The 17,167-nt window shown below is 33.4% G+C and carries 21 protein-coding genes and 1 pseudogene; 3 read left to right on the plus strand and 19 right to left on the minus strand.

From position 1 onward, the window contains the following. Window positions 1-8: 8 nt before the first annotated feature. The 4 genes from AC0NJG_RS03520 to AC0NJG_RS03535 form a co-directional block, all read right to left on the minus strand. Window positions 9-638 (minus strand): response regulator transcription factor, encoded by a 630-nt coding sequence (locus tag AC0NJG_RS03520; protein ID WP_087952418.1) that lies wholly within the window; start codon window positions 636-638, stop codon window positions 9-11. A gap of 14 nt (window positions 639-652) precedes the next feature. Next, complete coding sequence (locus AC0NJG_RS03525; RefSeq protein WP_087952417.1) at window positions 653-1,771, minus strand: GAF domain-containing sensor histidine kinase; 1,119 nt, start codon at window positions 1,769-1,771, stop codon at window positions 653-655. Between the two features lie 129 nt (window positions 1,772-1,900). Further along, on the minus strand, window positions 1,901-2,794 hold the full coding sequence (locus AC0NJG_RS03530) for a mechanosensitive ion channel family protein (RefSeq protein ID WP_474062849.1): 894 nt from the start codon (window positions 2,792-2,794) through the stop codon (window positions 1,901-1,903). A gap of 297 nt (window positions 2,795-3,091) precedes the next feature. Continuing rightward, window positions 3,092-3,529 (minus strand): Hsp20/alpha crystallin family protein, encoded by a 438-nt coding sequence (locus AC0NJG_RS03535; protein WP_087952415.1) that lies wholly within the window; start codon window positions 3,527-3,529, stop codon window positions 3,092-3,094. A 225-nt stretch (window positions 3,530-3,754) separates the two neighbouring features. Here AC0NJG_RS03535 and AC0NJG_RS03540 point away from each other — a divergent pair, with 225 nt between their 5' ends. Then, window positions 3,755-4,204, plus strand: coding sequence for an NUDIX hydrolase (locus tag AC0NJG_RS03540; protein WP_474062850.1), 450 nt, complete (start codon window positions 3,755-3,757; stop codon window positions 4,202-4,204). Between the two features lie 36 nt (window positions 4,205-4,240). Here AC0NJG_RS03540 and AC0NJG_RS03545 read toward each other — a convergent pair whose 3' ends face one another. The 10 genes and pseudogenes from AC0NJG_RS03545 to asnB all read right to left on the minus strand — a co-directional run bounded on the left by AC0NJG_RS03545 (window position 4,241) and on the right by asnB (window position 11,660). Further along, on the minus strand, window positions 4,241-4,789 hold the full coding sequence (locus AC0NJG_RS03545) for a cysteine hydrolase family protein (protein ID WP_087952413.1): 549 nt from the start codon (window positions 4,787-4,789) through the stop codon (window positions 4,241-4,243). Window positions 4,790-4,900: 111 nt separating this feature from the next. Continuing rightward, window positions 4,901-5,155 (minus strand): hypothetical protein, encoded by a 255-nt coding sequence (locus tag AC0NJG_RS03550; protein ID WP_087952412.1) that lies wholly within the window; start codon window positions 5,153-5,155, stop codon window positions 4,901-4,903. Window positions 5,156-5,220: 65 nt separating this feature from the next. Beyond that, the gene (locus AC0NJG_RS03555) at window positions 5,221-5,709 is read right to left on the minus strand and encodes a hypothetical protein (protein WP_087952411.1); all 489 of its coding nucleotides are present in this window, start codon (window positions 5,707-5,709) and stop codon (window positions 5,221-5,223) included. A gap of 259 nt (window positions 5,710-5,968) precedes the next feature. After that, on the minus strand, window positions 5,969-6,616 hold the full coding sequence (locus AC0NJG_RS03560; RefSeq protein ID WP_087952410.1) for a nitroreductase family protein: 648 nt from the start codon (window positions 6,614-6,616) through the stop codon (window positions 5,969-5,971). A gap of 97 nt (window positions 6,617-6,713) precedes the next feature. Then, window positions 6,714-7,589: a D-amino-acid transaminase gene (gene dat, locus AC0NJG_RS03565; protein WP_087952409.1), complete on the minus strand. Its 876-nt coding sequence runs from the start codon at window positions 7,587-7,589 to the stop codon at window positions 6,714-6,716. A 130-nt stretch (window positions 7,590-7,719) separates the two neighbouring features. Then, window positions 7,720-8,685 (minus strand): ABC transporter substrate-binding protein, encoded by a 966-nt coding sequence (locus AC0NJG_RS03570; RefSeq protein ID WP_088326939.1) that lies wholly within the window; start codon window positions 8,683-8,685, stop codon window positions 7,720-7,722. Between the two features lie 137 nt (window positions 8,686-8,822). After that, window positions 8,823-8,918: pseudogene (locus AC0NJG_RS03575) on the minus strand (phosphatase PAP2 family protein); the annotation flags it as partial. A gap of 8 nt (window positions 8,919-8,926) precedes the next feature. After that, window positions 8,927-9,256: a hypothetical protein gene (locus tag AC0NJG_RS03580; RefSeq protein WP_087994856.1), complete on the minus strand. Its 330-nt coding sequence runs from the start codon at window positions 9,254-9,256 to the stop codon at window positions 8,927-8,929. A gap of 48 nt (window positions 9,257-9,304) precedes the next feature. Next, on the minus strand, window positions 9,305-9,664 hold the full coding sequence (locus AC0NJG_RS03585) for a GNAT family N-acetyltransferase (RefSeq protein WP_087952407.1): 360 nt from the start codon (window positions 9,662-9,664) through the stop codon (window positions 9,305-9,307). Window positions 9,665-9,758: 94 nt separating this feature from the next. Further along, a complete protein-coding gene (asnB, locus tag AC0NJG_RS03590; RefSeq protein ID WP_000333816.1) occupies window positions 9,759-11,660 on the minus strand; it encodes an asparagine synthase (glutamine-hydrolyzing) in 1,902 nt (633 codons plus the stop codon). Between the two features lie 217 nt (window positions 11,661-11,877). On the opposite strand from asnB, the gene AC0NJG_RS03595 reads away from it, so the two are divergent. Continuing rightward, complete coding sequence (locus AC0NJG_RS03595) at window positions 11,878-12,342, plus strand: Hsp20/alpha crystallin family protein (RefSeq protein WP_001288083.1); 465 nt, start codon at window positions 11,878-11,880, stop codon at window positions 12,340-12,342. Window positions 12,343-12,381: 39 nt separating this feature from the next. On the opposite strand, the gene AC0NJG_RS03600 is transcribed toward AC0NJG_RS03595, so the two are convergent. Then, the gene (locus tag AC0NJG_RS03600; RefSeq protein ID WP_087952405.1) at window positions 12,382-12,969 is read right to left on the minus strand and encodes an SCO family protein; all 588 of its coding nucleotides are present in this window, start codon (window positions 12,967-12,969) and stop codon (window positions 12,382-12,384) included. Window positions 12,970-13,304: 335 nt separating this feature from the next. Here AC0NJG_RS03600 and AC0NJG_RS03605 point away from each other — a divergent pair, with 335 nt between their 5' ends. Further along, complete coding sequence (locus AC0NJG_RS03605; protein ID WP_087952404.1) at window positions 13,305-14,279, plus strand: MBL fold metallo-hydrolase; 975 nt, start codon at window positions 13,305-13,307, stop codon at window positions 14,277-14,279. A gap of 198 nt (window positions 14,280-14,477) precedes the next feature. Here AC0NJG_RS03605 and AC0NJG_RS03610 read toward each other — a convergent pair whose 3' ends face one another. The 4 genes from AC0NJG_RS03610 to AC0NJG_RS03625 form a co-directional block, all read right to left on the minus strand. Next, window positions 14,478-15,320, minus strand: a complete 843-nt coding sequence (locus AC0NJG_RS03610; RefSeq protein ID WP_087952695.1) for a DegV family protein — start codon at window positions 15,318-15,320, stop codon at window positions 14,478-14,480. Window positions 15,321-15,472: 152 nt separating this feature from the next. Then, window positions 15,473-15,724 (minus strand): DUF2535 family protein, encoded by a 252-nt coding sequence (locus AC0NJG_RS03615; RefSeq protein WP_000629015.1) that lies wholly within the window; start codon window positions 15,722-15,724, stop codon window positions 15,473-15,475. Between the two features lie 342 nt (window positions 15,725-16,066). Further along, complete coding sequence (tatC, locus tag AC0NJG_RS03620) at window positions 16,067-16,810, minus strand: twin-arginine translocase subunit TatC (RefSeq protein ID WP_000390139.1); 744 nt, start codon at window positions 16,808-16,810, stop codon at window positions 16,067-16,069. Window positions 16,811-16,852: 42 nt separating this feature from the next. After that, window positions 16,853-17,038: a twin-arginine translocase TatA/TatE family subunit gene (locus AC0NJG_RS03625; RefSeq protein ID WP_000492443.1), complete on the minus strand. Its 186-nt coding sequence runs from the start codon at window positions 17,036-17,038 to the stop codon at window positions 16,853-16,855. Between the last annotated feature and the right edge of the window lie 129 nt (window positions 17,039-17,167).

Raw genomic sequence — 17,167 nt, forward strand, 5'->3', positions numbered from 1 at the left:
CACTCCTCCTAAATAACCCCATATTTCACCGCATATAATGCAGCTTGCGTACGATCATCTACTTCCAATTTAGCTAAAACATTTGAAACATGTGTTTTTACAGTTTGTTCTGTAATATGAAGCACTGCTGCAATTTCTTTATTACTTCGTCCTTTCGCAATTTCATGAAGTACTTCTTGTTCTCTTTTCGTTAACATGGAAAAAGGGTTTTCTTTTTTGACCACTGACCGTCCTAATAGTGCTGGTGTTACTTTCGGATGAAAATTCGCATTCCCCTGATGTATTGCAATGATAGAAGCGACCAGTTGCTCAGGTTGTACTTCTTTTAATTGATAACCATCTGCTCCAGCTTCAAGTGCTGGCAAAACATAATCTTGCTCTGAAAAACTGCTTAATATTAGTATCTTTATTGTTTCATCATATTGTTTTATGCGTTTTGTTGCTTCAATACCATCCATCTTCGGCATTGATAGATCCATTAATACTACATCTGGTCTTTTCGTTCGAACGAATGTTAATGCCTCTTCACCATTTTCCGCTTCCCCAACTATTTCAAATTCTTCTCTCGTTTTCAAAAAGAATACAAGTCCTCTTCGAACGATATGATGATCCTCAACTAGTAGTAATTTAATTTTCAACCTTCTTCTCCCCTTCAAACCGGCAATTGAATTTCAATTTTCGTACCCTTTTTCAGCTCAGTTTTTATTTGAAATGATCCCCTCATTAACTGAATACGTTCCTTCATACTTTTTAAACCGAGCGCTGACTCTCTTACGTGATCTTGTATAAATCCTATTCCGTTATCCTCTATGTAAAAATACAACTGGTCATTTTCTATTTTCAAAAGAACATGTACCTTTTCACATGAAGCATGTTTTTTACAATTATGTATCGCTTCTTGACTAATACGCCATAAAACTTCTTCTATTTCATCACCAATTGAAACCATACCATCAATTCGAACTTCCACGTGAATCCCTAACAACTTTCCGTAATTTTTAATTGCTTCAGCTAACCCTTTCTCTAATCCTTCCGGTCTTAATTGCCAAATCAAGAGTGTCATCTCTTGTAATGCTTCCTGTGATAATTCTCCAATATAACTTAACATCTCTTGCAAATCCTTATCCTGCGTCATATTTAGCGTACCTTTTGCTGTTAGCATAATAGAAAATAACAATTGTTTTACTGAATCATGTAAATCACGAGCTAATCGATTTCGTTCTGCTACAACTACGTATTTACGTTCTTTTTCCACTAACTGTATACGTTGAATTGTCGTTCCTATTTGAAATGCAATTGATTCTAGTAATGCTAATTCTTCTTCTGAAAAATGTGTTTTTTGAGGCGAAGCCACATTTAATAGACCAAACTTCTCCGATCCAGACCTAAGAGGGATCGTCGCATGATGTGTAACATCTTCTGTCTCCCCCCAATTACACTCAATCGCATCCTCTATTCGCTTACATTCAATAATATTTGTCGCTTTTTCCAACCTGCCATTCACAAAACGCTCTACACACCAGCAGTCCCCTTCACACATTGGCTTCTTCTCTTGCCACGTAAGAGCTGGTGGTAAGTTTTCATCTACAAGCATTCGGTGCCTTCCACTTTCATCAATAAAAAAGATCCACCCTGTTCGCAAATTCATAACTTGTAACAATGTATGTAACACTTTTTCCAACATGTCTTGTAAGTCTGTTGCTTCATTTAATAATTCTGCAATTGCTTTTAATGCTTCTAAACGATGCATCTCTTTTTCTTCAAAGTTCATTTTCATCACCAATTACCATTATAACATTAAGAAATTTCTAAATTCTACAAATAAAGAAAGAACTGAATTCCTTCAGTTCTTTCTTTATATTGATCATTTTATTATTGTTTTTTATCCAATTATTCGACTTTAGCTGTCCGATACAGATTGTCCACCATGATTATGCTGTAAACTCTCAGTAGTAACGAACATATTTGTTGCTGGCATTTGCACTTGATTCTTATAGAACATAGACATTAATTCAAATCTTACTTGTCTAGAAGTTTCAAAATAATCTTCTGGCTTTATTAAGCCTGTAATACAAAATTCATATCCAACGTATTTAAGATTTGGATTTAAATCTGTAACACCTACATATTTAAACGGTTCAACAGCTTCATCCTCCACTTTATAAAGACTTGGGGCCAATTTTTCATTACAATTCACACAAACTTCTTCTAACAATCCCTTAACTCTTGTCGGATCTTCCTGATAACTTACCGTAATCCGTTCAATGACTCGCATCCACCCTTTATTAAAATTTTGTATCGTTCTAATCTCTCCATGTGGTATGGTAAGGAGTTTTCCTGACCATTCACGAATTTGCATAAAACGAATACTAATTTCCTCAATCGTTCCTGAGTTTGTTCCGTTAAAAGTAACAAAATCGCCAACACGAAACTCTTTGTCCGCTAATCTCGCAAAGCCTAATATAACATCTTTTAGCATCTGTTGTGCAGCAAAACCGATAACAACCCCCGCTATCCCTGCACCTGCAATGATACTTTTTATATCTACAAATTGGCTAATTAAATATATGATTAGACTGATGATAATGATATATCTAAAAATAGATCGAATCACACTTTGAATCGTTTGCTCTACCTCTTCATCAAAAAAGCTTGATTTCCTAAAAAACCAATCAATAATACGGTTTACGACAAAAGAAATAATGATTAAAACGAAAGCAAATAGTAAAAACCTTAAAAATAAAAACTCCCTTACATAATTAAAAAATTCTTCCGTATACGTTAATACACTCATCTAACCACTTCCTTACTAATTAAAAAATTCATAATTGTCTCAGTTTTTTTCTAGGAAAATCTATTATCTACTCTAAAATGCTGCTACCCTTACTATGTATTTTGACTTTATTACTAATTCACTTTAAACAGTATGTCTAGATGTTCTTTTCCTTTCCATTTAAATATACCTTTTTTAATAACGTAAGGGGAGCTAATCGTAAAATTTTTTAAACGTTAAAACTTTATTCTACTCATTACGATTTCAACTAATTTATTCATTAACTACATAAAAAAAGAGCTGAATTTATCAGCTCTTTTATTCGATATTAATTGTTGTCTTACTGCTTTTTTCTTCTTTCAATTTTGGCAATTCAATTGTCAACACGCCATCTTTATAATTTGCTCTAACATTTTCTTCCTCAACTTGTTTAAAACTAAAGCGTCGAGTTACAGAACCTATAGAACGTTCTTTACGAATATATGTGCCATTCTCATTTTTTTCTTCTACTTCATTATGGTTCGTTGCTTGAATCGTTAATACATCTTGTTCAAAATCAACTTGAATGTTTTCTTTTTGAAAACCTGGTAAATCTGCTTTCACAGTATATTTATCAGATTGCTCATGAACATCTACTTTGAAAGTATCCATGTTCATTGGTTTAAAAAAAGCATCTGTCATCCCTTCTAATAAAGAAGGCCCAAAATCAAAAATACCATTTTGACGTTTTGTTATCTCTGGAAATAAATTACGCATATTTTTTCCTCCTTATTATTTATGAATGAAAGATTATCTCTTTCTGTCTTTATTATAACATTTGGTCAAAAAAGGTCAAAGACTTTATTTGACCTTTTTTGATGTATATTTTACCAAGTAAAAAAATAAGGCATATGACATCTCTTCCCCTTATAAAGAGGAATATATTTACATAATAACGAATAGTTTATTTGCTTTTATTTTTTCTTACGGAGGTTACATACAATGGGATATATTGAAGAACTTAGAGAAGTTGTCGGATCGAGACCACTCAATCTAGCAGGAGTTGCTGTAGCTGTATTCAATGAACAAGGACAAATATTACTTCAACAAAAGCAAAATGGTATTTGGGGTGTCCCAGGTGGATTCGTTGAACTTGGTGAATCAACAGAAGAAGCCGGGAGACGAGAAGTGCTCGAAGAAACAGGGATTGAAATAGGAATCTTACAGTTAATAAGCGTATTTTCTGGAAAAGAATTTTTTGTGAAATTACCAAACGGGGATGAATTTTATCTTATAACTATTGCCTACCTTTGCAAAGACATCACAGGTGGTACGTTAAAAGCCGATGGATTTGAATCATTACACGTACAATTTTTTGATTTAAATGGGTTACCAGAAAAAATTAGTCCGTTCATAAAAAAACTAATCGAGCAAAACCTCGTCTCAATTTAAACGAAAAAAGAGACCTTTTTTTAAAGGCCTCTTTTTTCACTTCACTTCTGCATGTAGGCATGTCTTAAAATGTCCAAGTGCATATTCATGCCCTTGCGCATTAAAAGATGCAACCGCCTTTTCAAAAACTACAATTTTAAATCCTTTATTATAAGCATCTACCGCTGTATGAAGAACACAAATATCAGTGCAAACACCTACAAGATGAACTTCTTCTATTCCTCTTTCTCGTAACTTCATCTCTAGGTCTGTTCCTGCAAATGCACTATATCGTGTTTTATCCATATAATATACATTCTCTGCATTTTTATATGTTTCATACACACCTTGTAATTCACCAAATAACTCTCTTCCATTTGTACCGGCTATGTTATGAGGCGGGAATAACTTTGATTCTGGATGATATACATCGTTTTCTTCATGTTTATCGATTGCAAAGACTACGTAATCTCCATTTTCAATATATCGCTTCGTTAAATGGACAATTTCCTTCTCAATTTCTTGTCCTGGTTTTCCGCATGTTAAAGCACCTTTCTCAGCTACAAAATCATATGTATAATCAATATTTATAAGAGCTCGTTTCATTACTATCTCTCCTTCTCCTGTTTCACAGTAAACAATAGAAAATTTGTTATTACGACATCGTATGTATTATTCGACATTTCAAATGAAATACCTACATTTTCCTTCTGAAACTTACCTTAGTCCGAGTTTATCATATAATAGATAAACAATGGTAACACAAATAGCTCCTATTAATAAGTCATGAATTTGATAATGGAGCGTAACTTGAATAACCTCCTGTATCATAAACCAAATTAAGGACATCATCATACTAATCAAGACGATACGAATACACCGATTCACATCTTCAACTTCTTCCTCTATCATAGAAGTAATAAGTGATTTCTTTCTATTTAATCGTATTTGAAAACGAAACAAGTTATTCACTATTGCACCCTCTAATCCAAACAAAAAAGCACACTACTTTTTGAGTAATGTACTTTTTATTCTTATTAAGACGCAGGTTTTGTCTCAAATGTTGCTTGATTAAAACTAATAACCTTTCCTTTCGGGTCATTGTTTTCATACTGAACTGCAGTAATCGTATGACTACCTGTCTCAAGCATCTTTTCCTTTAATTGTACTGTTGTCTGTGTTGTACTAGTGACTTGATATTTATCTGCATATACTTGATCTACAAATACAAATGTTTCTTTATCGTTTTGAAAATTAGAAAGCTCTAATTCAACGTGTTGAATTAAAGTATCCTTTTTAATGAATACAGCTGGTATATTACCATTCTCAGACGTGCCATCTGGTGTAATAACTTTTACTTTTCCTTCTCCAATTGGCACTGCTCCTTCAGGAAATAAAACTATATTCTCATTACTCGCGTTTACAACTTTTTCTTCCTGCTTTGATTGTGTACCCTCTTTTTCTTGTGAAACACCACAACCAACTAATAACAATACAGACAATCCAGTGATTATGAATTTTTTCAAAATTCATCCCCCCTGTCATTTCATTATAATTTATTATACAAAAATAACTTTTAAATTTTAAGACTACTTGTAACACTTTCATGAACAAATAGAATCTTGCTCACGATTAATGTATCATACTTTCCTTAATAGAACATTAATTTTTTTTATGAAATAAATAGTAATTCCCTCTTATCTATCATTTTAGCCCAACAGATTAATTACATACCTATCCAAAATAAAAAGACATTGAATGAACAATGTCTTTTTATTTTAGGCTTTAAAAAACAAATGTTGTAATCTCATCCACTTCTTTTCTTGGGAGTTTCTTTGGCTTATCCTTCGGAAAACCGAGTGAAATAACCATATTTATTTGTTTTTCAGGCTCAATTTGTAAATATTGGCGCAGTTCATCTTGAGCTAACAATACTGGTCCTGTCATTGGGCATGTACCAAGCCCCTTCGCATGTGCAGCCAACATTAAGTTTTGTGCCGCTAAACAGCTACTCTTAATTCCTTCTTCTTCCCAAACTGAATCCGGAACAAAAGCAATTGGATCAAATATCTTTTCACGAAACTTTGATTCATATGGCGTTGCCAAACATACGATTAATACTGGGGCCTCCGAGAAAGCTGTTGCATATGGTCCGAAAGATCGTGTAAGTAATTTCCCTGCTTTCTCTTCTCCATTTTCTGCCGCTTTTGCCGCAAGTTTATGTAATGCATCCCATGTCATTTGTTCAATTTCTTTAATTTTCTCTCGGTTCATAATGACCAAGAACTCCCAAGTTTGCGAGTTTGTATCACTCGGTGCATAACGAGCACAATCAATAATTTCTTTTATATCACTAGTGGATACTTCTTGTTCTGTGAACTTTCTAACACTTCGTCTACCGTGAATTACTTCTTTAAAATCTTCATAATGCATACATTAAATCCCCTTTTTACAGCGTTTTCAAATCTTGTCCTATGCTTGAATTATATCATGAAAAAAAGCTGGACGAATACCAGCTTTTTTCGTGACTTTAGTTCGTAACTTTAAACAAACTAATACTTTCTTCATATGCATCTTGGAGTTTCTTTGTAATTGGTCCTCTTTCGCCGGTTCCAAACTGTTCATCACCTATTTGAACGACTGGGAATATTTCAAGTGGTGTCGCTGTGAAGAAGCATTCATCAGCTTCATATACTTCTTGTAGTGAAAATTCTCGTTCTTCTACTTCAATATGTAACTCTTTCGCTAATGTAATAACGAAGTGACGTGTAATGCCGTGAAGAATGAAATTGTCAGCCGGATGTGTAATCAATTTATTATTTTTCACCATAAAGAAATTGGAATGACATCCTTCCGTTACAATTCCATCTCGTACTAATATTGCTTCTTGATATCCTTGTTCGTTTATTTTATTTTTAATCATAACATTAGGTAGCAGATTTAAAGATTTTATATGACAGAACTTCCAACGTATATCCTCTTCTACAGTAACTTTTATCCCTCGTTCCATAGCAGCAATTGGTCGTGGAAAAGAAACAATGTTTGCAAAATATGTTGGTTGCATATTTGACTCATATACATGATTACGTGCTTGAGCACCTCTTGATATTTGCAAGTATACATTCCCATCTTCTTGAAAGTGATTTTTTTCAATCATTTGATGTAACTCTTCCACCAACTCTTCCTTAGTAAACGGTGGAATTAGTTTTATTTCTTCCATAGAATGAAAGAATCGTTCTAAATGTAAATCTAATAAATGTGGCTTCCCATCATATAGTCTGAATACCTCATATATACCATCGCCAAATTGAAAGCCTCTCTCTTCTAATGGAATCATCGGCTGTTCTTCCTTCGTATTTACAATTCTTCCGTTAAACAAAATCCAATCTTTATGAGTAGCTTTCATTTATTCCCACTCCTTTATTCCATGATTGGTTTAATTGTACAACTTATCCATACATAAAAGAAGGAATTTTCTGTATTTTCATAAATAAAAAGTACATCACCTATTTAAAGTGATGTACTCGACCGTTCATTTACTTCAGAAAATATTTTTCAATATCATCTAACATAAGATTTGCAGCGACAATACCACCTGCTGTATTCCAAATCACTTCATCTACTTGGAATACTTTATTATCTTTAGAAGCCTGCAGTTGCTTAAAGAGTGGATCTTCTGTCCATTCTTTTGCTAACGTGTTTCCTTCATTATTCTTATCCCCATCTTTATCAGATGTGAAATAGAATAAATAGTCCCCGTCCATATTTGGAATTTGCTCTTTTGTAATCCCTTTTATCGCAAATTCATCTTTATCTTGTAGTGGTGGTCGTTTAAACCCAATATCATTTAATACAACACCTGAGAATGAATTTTTTTGATAAATACGAACATCACCTGGGACGAAGCGAATAATGGAAACTTTAGAGTTAACTTTATCACCTAATTTTTCTTTTATTCCTGCAATACGCTTTTTATAATCATTAAGAGCATTTTGCCCTTCTTTTTCTTTATTTACAGCTTTTGTATAAAGTGTAAAGTTTTCTTTCCAATCACCGCGTAATGTTTCAGCATATACTGTTGGCGCGATTTCTTTTAACTGCTCGTATATTTTTTCGTGACGCATTTTATTTCCGATAATTAAATCCGGCTGAAGCTTCATTACTGCTTCTAAATTAATGTCACGCTCAGTTCCTACTACTTTCGTATTCTTTAACTCTTCCGCTAAATGAGGATACCATTCATCACCAGCTCGTGGTTTCGTCGTTCCAACCGGCGTTACTCCAACAGATAAAAGTGCCTCAGCGCCCTCATTTGTTAAAACAACAACTCTTTTTGGCGTACCACTCACTGTTGTTTCGCCCATTGCATGCTTTATACTATAAGAATCTTTTGCCTTTACTGATGTATCTTTATCTTTCTGCTCTTCTTCTTTACCACACCCTGCGATTACGACCATTAGTAACATAACGCAAAGTATAAGAATATTTTTAATGCGTGTCATAAGTCCTCCTATGTGAAATTGATTATCATTAGCATTTAAAGATTAATGTATATCTCATACATTGTCAATAGATACATCAGAAAACTTTTTCAATATATATAATTGCACCCTCATTTTTATTCAAAATATTTTTGTGCCTATTTGCTACTCAAATTTTTTAAGCGTAACATGTAAAAAAGAAATGGGCGTAAGAAAGTAATTGTAATTCCAGTCAATACATAACGTAAATAAAAAAACCGCCTTATGTAAGGCGGTTTCTATCATTTTGCTTTAACCAATTTAAAATAAATATATACGATTGATAGTGAATATAACGTATGCAAAATAAAAGAAATAAAAGGGCTATTCCAGTGGTACTATACAGCAAACCGAACTTTAAAAAAATATTTAACAGCGGTGGAAAGGTCGTTATATTTTGTAATGTAAGTAGCATACAAAACAAAAGGAAAAACACTGGGGCATATTGTAATTCATACGGCTTTCTCTTCTTATTCATTCTTTTTCGAATAAACATATGGCTTAGCTCCGCTACTAAAAAACACCCTCCAATTAATACAAGACCAGAAGTCATCATCATACATCCACCTGCCTTATATTTATCCCGCATAACTACTCATCGCTATATTTTCTTCACATATATCCCATCTTCCTCGTTAAACCCAAAGCTCTCTATAAATGATTTTGCTTGTTCTGTTAATTCCGTTTGTACTACCTTTATCTCTTTCACATTTCTTTCTTTCATCATCATTTCAAATGTGAAATACGTATTTGTCCCATAACCGTAACTTTGATAGTCAAAGTGAATAATTAATTGAGATAAAATTGCAGTCTCCTCTTGTACACTATAGTCTATTACACCGATATATGTATCATCAACCTTCACACAATACTGTACTTGATTCTCAGTTAAACTATGTGAGCGAAACATTTCTTTCACAACGTTTTCATTTTCTACAGTTACTTTTTCAAACGTAATCATATGTTGTCCATCCTTTTACTATTATTGTATCAACAATACGCCCTATTTATGAAAAAAAACCTTAAGACCATATGCGATCTTAAGGTTTTTCTAATTAAACTAAGCTATACGCACGTTTCGTTTCTTCGTGGAACTTATTCGTATCGTATTTATGCTCAACATAAATTTGATGCCATACCATAAACGCAAGTACAGTCCAAATTTTACGGCTATAATCGCCTTTATCTGCACAATGTGCTTCCAGTAAGTTTAATACATACTGTTTGTCGATTAAATGCTCTGTTTTACTCTCGTTTATAATATTGATAGCCCAATCATGCATTTCGTCTTTTAACCAGTGACGAATTGGTACTGGGAATCCAAGTTTTTTACGATCTAATACGTGATCTGGAACGATTCCGCGTGCTGCTTCACGTAAAATAGCTTTCGTAGTTCCGTTAGCAATCTTAAATTCAGTTGGAATTTTAGATGCAACATCGAATACTTCTTTATCTAAGAACGGTACACGAAGTTCTAATGAGTTCGCCATTGTCATTTTATCAGCTTTTAATAAAATGTCACCGCGTAACCAAGTGAACATGTCAATGTACTGCATTTTGCTTACATCATCATAATCTTTAATTTCGTTATACAATGGTTTCGTGATATCCATATAGTTAACACTTTCATTGTAATACTTCATTAATTCAGCTTTCTCTTCTTCACGGAAGATTTTAGCATTTCCATAGTAACGCTCTTCAATTGGCGTGCATCCACGCTCTAGGAAGCTCTTTCCTTTAAACCCTTCTTTAAGAGCACCACTTAATGCTTTTAGAACGCTCTTACCTGGGCTAGGGATGTAAGAGAACATTTTCAGTGAGTTTGGCTCACGGTAAATGTTATAACCACCAAATAGCTCGTCTGCACCTTCACCTGAAAGAACAACTGTTACATGTTTACGTGCTTCTTTAGCAACGAAGTACAACGGTACAGCTGCTGGATCAGCTAAAGGATCATCCATATGCCAAATGATTTTTGGAAACTCATCCATAAACTCTTTTGCAGAAATGAATACGTTATGGTTTTTAACGCCTAATTTCTCAGCAGTTTCTTTCGCAACATCAACTTCACTGAAACCACGTTGCTCAAAACCAACAGAGAATGTTAAAAGATTTGGATTCATTTCTCTTGCGATAGAAGCGATGATAGATGAATCGATACCACCAGATAAGAATGAACCTACTGGTACATCACTGCGCATGTGCACTTTTACTGAATCATATAACACATCACGAATCGCTTGGATATGCTCCTCTTTCGTTGCACTTGAAGCATTGAAATAAGGCTTCCAGTAGCGATGGATTTCCATCTCTTTACCGATTTCTTTTACGAAATAATGACCAGGCTCGATTTTATTAACATCAATTGTTAATGTTTCTGGCTCTGGACCATATTGATACGTAAAGTAATGTTGTAAAGACGTTGGATTAACACCTTTATCTTCCATCACATGCATAATACTTTTCTTCTCAGATGCGAAGAATGTAGTATCACCTTGTTGTGCGATGTATAGAGGTTTAATACCGAAGTGATCACGTGCACCGAAAAGTTTCTTCTCTTCACGATCCCAAATCATAAATGCAAACATACCACGAAGATAGTCTACACATTTTTCTTTCATATGTGCATACAATGCAATGATAACTTCTGTATCAGATTGCGTTGCAAACGTTGCACCTTTTTCAAGTAACATTTCACGTAATTCTACATAGTTGTAAATTTCACCATTAAAAATAATTACATATCGATCATTTTCATAAGTTAGCGGCTGATGTCCTGCCTCTAAGTCAATGATACTTAAACGGCGGAAGCCAAATTGTACATGTTCATCACGAAAATATCCTTCGTCATCTGGACCACGGTGGAAAATCATCGTGTTCATATTTTCAAATTGATGTTTTTCTGTTTCTGAAAACTCTCTAGGGTTTTCACATAAACATCCTACAAAACCACACATACTTCTTACCCTCTTTCAGTTTTCATTCTGTCTCTATACTACTATATCAACCCTATTTATACTAGCATAATCAACTGAATATGGCGACCAAAAACTATAAAAAAATCACTCCATTTCACATTTTTAACAATTTTTTATGAAAACATGAAAACTAGGCACTCACCTTTCTCCGCTTTTGTCATATGATATTGCAAATTGATTTTTAGGAGGGAATATCATGAGTGAAGAAAAAAAAGACTCTTCTCGCCCACCGGTTCGTAATTATTTAAAGCAAATTGATGATTTCTTCGAGCAAACACCACTTCGTAATGTAATCGCTGATTTAAATCATTTTTTCCAAAAAGGAAACCGTTTATTAACATTCCCTGTAGATTTATACGAAGTTGGCGAAGAACTCGTTGTTACAGCTGAACTACCAGGTATACAAAAAGAACAAATTCAAATTGAAATACAAAGTGAATACTTAAAAGTCTCTGTAAAAGAAGAAATACTTGAAGAGGCTGAAGAAGAAACATCTCATAACTATTATCGCCGAGAACGTTCCATTTCAGAAGCATCCAGATTGATTAAATTACCGTACTCCATTAATAAAAAAGCAGCGAAAGCTTCGTATCAAAATGGCGTGTTAGAAATTCGGGCACCAAAACTTCCTCAACAACATGACATTTTATCCATAGACTAGTGTAAAAAAAGAAGGGTGCTTTAATCTGCACCCTTCTTTTTATTCTGCTAATCGCTTCATATCACGTATAATGTCCTCATACGGCGTATTACTAATACCATTATACTTTTTCATTACTTTTCCGTTTTGATCAATTAAATAAAATGATGTACCATGCATAACTTGACCATTCTCAGGTTTATCTACAAGTGTTTGGAAATTATCTTTTGCAAACTTTGTAATATCTTCTAACGAATAACCTGTTAACAGGTTCCAGTTACTTGTATCTTCTGTAAACTTTTGAATAAAAGCTTTCAAGTTTTCCGGTTTATCAAGGTCAGGATCTACGCTAAATGATACAAACTGAACATCTAATTTCTCTTCCTTCGCCATTTTCTGTAATTTTGCCATATTAGCAGTCATTGGCGGACAAACTGTTTGACAGTTTGTGAACATAAAATCTGCAACCCAAACTTTCCCTTTTAAATCTTTTGTACCAAATGGTTTTCCATCTTGATTAGTAAATTGGAAAGTTTCTAAATCCCAATTTAATGGTTTACGAAGCTTTGAACCTGATCCACTACATCCAGCAAGTACAAAGAGACAAACTACAACCATAAGACCAATTATTTTTTGATAACGCTTCATTTATAAACCTCTTTTCTCTATCCTAAATTTAAATAGGTTATGTTTATCATAACAAAAGTTAACACTACGAGAAAATTGTTTACTACATTTGTTCACGAAATCGTACGAATTTACGTATGTTACTTCTTTATTTCAAGCGAATCACTAGACAAAATATATTTTTTCACTATTATTTCTCTAAATAGAAGTTGCAAAACTAATTTTGTTGTTACTTTTGTAAATAGATCCCCCTATTTTTTAACAATTCCTTAAACATTCATCCATGTTATACACTGTATTCCTTAACAACATTTCGGTACAATACAATTACAACGATTTTAAATGAGGTGATGTTCATGGCAAAGCGCTATGAAAATATGGATAATGTTAGCACAAAAAAATCAATTCGCTCTTTTATACGCTGGCGTAAAGAACGAAAGCAAAACAAAAAAGATTTTTCTTTCTTAGTAGAACAATCACCTGTTAAACAAAGTGCATTTTTGCAAAGTAATGTTGAAAAAACGACTGTCACATGGATTGGGCATTCCACTTTTCTTATCCAAACGAATGGACTTAATATATTAACGGATCCAGTATGGGCCAATAAATTAAAGCTAGTCCCAAGACTTACAGAACCTGGACTTTCTATAAAAGAACTACCTAAAATTGATATTGTTCTTCTTTCACATGGTCATTATGATCATTTAGATTTTTCAACACTTCGCCAACTTAACGATGACGTATTATACTTAGTACCCATTGGGCTAAAAAAATTATTTACTCGTAAAAAATTCAACAATGTAGAAGAGTATAAATGGTGGGAAAGTACGACTATTAATGATGTTTCCTTTCACTTCGTACCCGCTCAGCACTGGACGAGAAGATCATTATTTGATATGAACACATCTCACTGGGGTGGATGGATTATTAAGAATGACAATATGGAGGAAACCATTTATTTTTGTGGAGACAGTGGCTATTTCCAAGGTTTCAAAGAAATTGGCAAACGCTTTTCCATTGATATTGCCCTTATGCCAATTGGAGCTTATGAACCAGAATGGTTTATGAAAATATCTCACGTTTCACCTGAAGAAGCAGTGCAAGCTTATTTAGATTTAAATGCTACACACTTTATACCCATGCATTACGGAGCTTTTGCACTCGCCGATGAAACACCTCGCGAGGCAATAACAAGGCTTCGAAATAATTGGAATTTGCGTATGTTACCGTGGGAACAACTGCATGTACTCTTTTTAGGTCAAACTTTCACCTATAATAGCGAAACACATGCTAAAAAAGTGAATAAAGAAGTTGAAACATTACATGTATAACGTAACTACTTATTTTCTATATCCAACATATAATATAGAAAATCATAAAGCGAAACTTTAATCAGTGGGTGTTTTCTATGAATGAATATTTACAGACTCGCTATATCATTAGCGGGTGTGCCTGTATAGCCCTTCTTATTTCTTACTTTCTATTCACATAAAAAAGCTACTTGAAATCAATTTCAAGTAGCTTTTTTATTACTCTGCTAAATACATAAATCCGATTGCACCCGGACCTGTATGAGTACTAATAATAGGCGTTGTAAAGAAAATTTCTGATTGAGCAAATCCACTTACTTTTTCAACAGCCGCTTTTACATTTTCAGCTAAAGGAATTGCTTTCGCATGCGGAATTGCCACAGCTTTTACAACTTTTCCAGCTGTATCTTCCTCAAATAACTTAGCTAACGTTTTTACAATTTGACCTTGGCTACGCACTTTCGTTACAGGGTTATAAACACCATCTTCAAGGCTAGCAATTGGTTTTATATTAAGCAACGAACCGATAAATGCTTTTCCTTTACCGATACGCCCACCCTTCACTAAGTTTTCTAATGTATCTACTACTACATATAAACGAGTATTCTTCCTTACTTCATCTACACGTTTTAAAATTTCTTCTAGTGAGCGTCCTTCATTTGCCATTTTCGCAGCTTCAACTACTTGATATGCTAAAGCATGTGTAATAAATTGCGAATCAACAACTGTTACTTTTGTGTCGGTCATTGATGCAGCACTATTTGCAGTTGCCACAGTACCACTCATTCCACTTGTCATATGAATGGAAAGTACTTCACTTCCATCTTCACCTAACTTGTCATACATTTCTACAAATGTACCCATTGCTGGTTGTGATGTTTTTGGTAGTTCCTCTGATCTAATCATTTCTTCAATAAATTCATCTGGTTGTAGATCAACGCGATCTAAATATGTTTGTCCATTTACAGAGATTGATAATGGTAGAACATGAATGTCATACTTCTCAATTACCTCTTGTGATAAATCTGCCGTTGAATCTGTTACAATTTTAATTTTTTGCATATTATATTCTTCCCTTTCCAATACGCTCTCCTTGTTATTATACTAGTATTCCCATTGCTTTCAACAATTTGAAACGAAATTTCATTAAATTAATTATATTTTTATATCTAAAATGAAAAAGACAGAGCTCTTAACCCTGTCCCCACTCTATATCATGCATTTTTTTCAAGAGTATTTGTTTTATATACATTTAAATAATCATTCCACTTCAAACAATTTTGTAAATATTCACGGAAAGAATACGAAAATCTTGGGTGCTTTTGTTTTTGAATTTTTGCAATAAATAATTGAAGACGAGACTGTATTAGAAACGATAATGGATGCTGCGCTTGTAGGACAGGGATTTCAAATATTTTAATACACTCCCCTGTTGAATGAGTGAAATAAAAACTTTTCGTAATCACAATATCAATCCTCTTTTTCATTGGATTTTTGAACTTCTTCTACTTTACGCTGTAACACGTTGTTTAAAGTGGCGACTCCCATGAATACAAAAGTATCCTTAGACAATCTCTGTAGTCCTTATGGTTAAAAGATTTTTACTCTATTCATCTTCACCTAATCCATCCCCCATCCTAAATTCCTAATAAGACAAGGACTCGTTATCCGTATATTGCTTAATATATTCAGTATAAACTTATAAAAGCGCAAAGTTTGTCTAAATTTTGGAGATTCTATATTTTTTTTCTTCTCTATATTGTATACGTTTATAACTAGAGTATAACAAATAAATAAAAAAAGTGCCTTTATAACGAGGCACTTTTCGACTGAATTTCTTCTTCTCTTTTCTTTTTTCGCTTACTAACAATCTTTGATAAAGCGATACTAATTTCATAAATACAAATAAGCGGTACCGCAACTAAACTATGTGATAAAAAATCTGGCGGTGATATACACGATGCAATGATAATCAATGCTACGTAAGCATACCTTCTTATTTTTATTAGAAATTCCGCCGTCAACAGTCCAATACTCGTTAAAAACATTACTACTACTGGCAATTCAAAAATTACAGCAAATGGAACTGTTAAATTAAGAACAAAATGAAAATACTTTTCTGTCGTAAACATCGTATTAAACATTTCATTACCTATCGTAGTTAAAAAATGAAATAAAAACGGCATTACAACGAAATATCCAAAGCATAAACCTGCAATAAATAATATAGACAATACCGGTATATACATTAACGTCATCTTTTGTTCATTTGGATGTAAACCCGGTTTTACAAATAACCAAATTTGTATAGCAGCAAAAGGAATTGTACAAACGATAGCAAATACTGTAGCAATCGAGAAAAAAATCCACAATACATCACTTGGACCGAGAACAGTTAATTTCATTGGTAAGTCTTTTACAAGCCAAAAATAAATATCCTTCGTAAAAGTAAACCCAACAATTAAAAATAGTACAAAGGATAACACGGTATATATTACTCGTTTGCGAAGCTCAACTATATGTTCTACTACACTCATTTCCCGATCTTCCATCTCGTTCACCACACTTAATTTATCCATTTCGAGGAAAATCCATTACATTTTTTCTTTCTTTTCCTTCTCTTGAAATGCATCATCAGTCAATTCTTTCGTTGATTTTTTGAATTCTTTTAACGTTTCCCCTAAAGCCTTTCCGATTTCCGGCAATTTTTTCGGCCCAAATAAAATAAGTACAGCTACTAAAATTAAAATTAATCCTGGAAAGCCAATATTTGAAAACATTTCTCCATCCCCTTTATTAGTAGATTCCTTGTCCTACTATTACATAATTTTATTTTGTCAAAAAAGTTTGAAAACGTCAACAAATCCATTGACTTTTATCAAAAAAATTCAAAAATATAATCAATTATA

The sequence above is a fragment of the Bacillus sp. SSR7 genome, assembly GCF_055902415.1.

What these genes read in the sequence shown, in the direction of transcription:
- AC0NJG_RS03525 (WP_087952417.1), bottom strand. Translation starts at nt 1,771, where the DNA reads ATGAACTTTGAAGAAAAAGAGATGCATCGTTTAGAAGCATTAAAAGCA.
- AC0NJG_RS03530 (WP_474062849.1), bottom strand. Translation starts at nt 2,794, where the DNA reads ATGAGTGTATTAACGTATACGGAAGAATTTTTTAATTATGTAAGGGAG.
- AC0NJG_RS03535 (WP_087952415.1), bottom strand. Translation starts at nt 3,529, where the DNA reads ATGCGTAATTTATTTCCAGAGATAACAAAACGTCAAAATGGTATTTTT.
- AC0NJG_RS03540 (WP_474062850.1), top strand. Translation starts at nt 3,755, where the DNA reads ATGGGATATATTGAAGAACTTAGAGAAGTTGTCGGATCGAGACCACTC.
- AC0NJG_RS03545 (WP_087952413.1), bottom strand. Translation starts at nt 4,789, where the DNA reads ATGAAACGAGCTCTTATAAATATTGATTATACATATGATTTTGTAGCT.
- AC0NJG_RS03560 (WP_087952410.1), bottom strand. Translation starts at nt 6,616, where the DNA reads ATGCATTATGAAGATTTTAAAGAAGTAATTCACGGTAGACGAAGTGTT.
- dat (WP_087952409.1), bottom strand. Translation starts at nt 7,589, where the DNA reads ATGAAAGCTACTCATAAAGATTGGATTTTGTTTAACGGAAGAATTGTA.
- AC0NJG_RS03570 (WP_088326939.1), bottom strand. Translation starts at nt 8,685, where the DNA reads ATGACACGCATTAAAAATATTCTTATACTTTGCGTTATGTTACTAATG.
- AC0NJG_RS03580 (WP_087994856.1), bottom strand. Translation starts at nt 9,256, where the DNA reads ATGACTTCTGGTCTTGTATTAATTGGAGGGTGTTTTTTAGTAGCGGAG.
- AC0NJG_RS03585 (WP_087952407.1), bottom strand. Translation starts at nt 9,664, where the DNA reads ATGATTACGTTTGAAAAAGTAACTGTAGAAAATGAAAACGTTGTGAAA.
- asnB (WP_000333816.1), bottom strand. Translation starts at nt 11,660, where the DNA reads ATGTGTGGTTTTGTAGGATGTTTATGTGAAAACCCTAGAGAGTTTTCA.
- AC0NJG_RS03595 (WP_001288083.1), top strand. Translation starts at nt 11,878, where the DNA reads ATGAGTGAAGAAAAAAAAGACTCTTCTCGCCCACCGGTTCGTAATTAT.
- AC0NJG_RS03600 (WP_087952405.1), bottom strand. Translation starts at nt 12,969, where the DNA reads ATGAAGCGTTATCAAAAAATAATTGGTCTTATGGTTGTAGTTTGTCTC.
- AC0NJG_RS03605 (WP_087952404.1), top strand. Translation starts at nt 13,305, where the DNA reads ATGGCAAAGCGCTATGAAAATATGGATAATGTTAGCACAAAAAAATCA.
- AC0NJG_RS03610 (WP_087952695.1), bottom strand. Translation starts at nt 15,320, where the DNA reads ATGCAAAAAATTAAAATTGTAACAGATTCAACGGCAGATTTATCACAA.
- tatC (WP_000390139.1), bottom strand. Translation starts at nt 16,810, where the DNA reads ATGGAAGATCGGGAAATGAGTGTAGTAGAACATATAGTTGAGCTTCGC.
- AC0NJG_RS03625 (WP_000492443.1), bottom strand. Translation starts at nt 17,038, where the DNA reads ATGTTTTCAAATATTGGCTTTCCAGGATTAATTTTAATTTTAGTAGCT.